Source organism: Mesorhizobium sp. M7A.F.Ca.CA.001.08.2.1 (assembly GCF_003998455.1).
In the GTDB taxonomy this organism is placed as follows: domain Bacteria; phylum Pseudomonadota; class Alphaproteobacteria; order Rhizobiales; family Rhizobiaceae; genus Mesorhizobium; species Mesorhizobium ciceri.
Genome location: NZ_RZPW01001484.1, coordinates 1 through 424, shown reverse-complemented (window position 1 = coordinate 424; position 424 = coordinate 1). Strand labels below are relative to the sequence as shown.

Here is a 424-nt window from a genome sequence, read left to right as displayed (position 1 = left end):
GGCGAGTGCGAAGCGGCTCTATTTCGACAGCCTGACCAACGATCCGAACCTCTCGTGGCGGCTGATCGGCCCCCGCGGCGAGGTGAACAGCACGCCCTTCAGCTTCTCGAATTCGGACGGACCGTCGGGCACTCCGCTTCTGGACCTGGTGGCGGGATCCTACACGTTGATCGTCGATGGCTATCTCGACACGACCGACCCTTACAGCTTCCGGCTGCTTGATCTGTCGGCCGCCACGCCGATCACGCTCGGCGACCCGGTGTCGGGGACTTTGCCCTCCGGAAACGAGACGGCGCTTTACCGCTTCGAAGCCACGGCCGGAGATCAGGTTCTCCTCAGTCGACAGGCGCTTAGTGCCGGCAGCCCGTACTGGCGTTTGATCGACCCGTATGGCGGTCAGGTTTACGCAAACTACTTCAATGAC

1 protein-coding gene is annotated in these 424 nt (G+C 62.5%); it reads left to right on the top strand.

Going from position 1 to position 424, the window contains the following annotated elements; all coding sequences use genetic code 11:
* Positions 1 to 424 (top strand): hypothetical protein (locus tag EN914_RS38640; protein WP_164779312.1); only part of this gene is annotated, 424 nt, incomplete at both ends.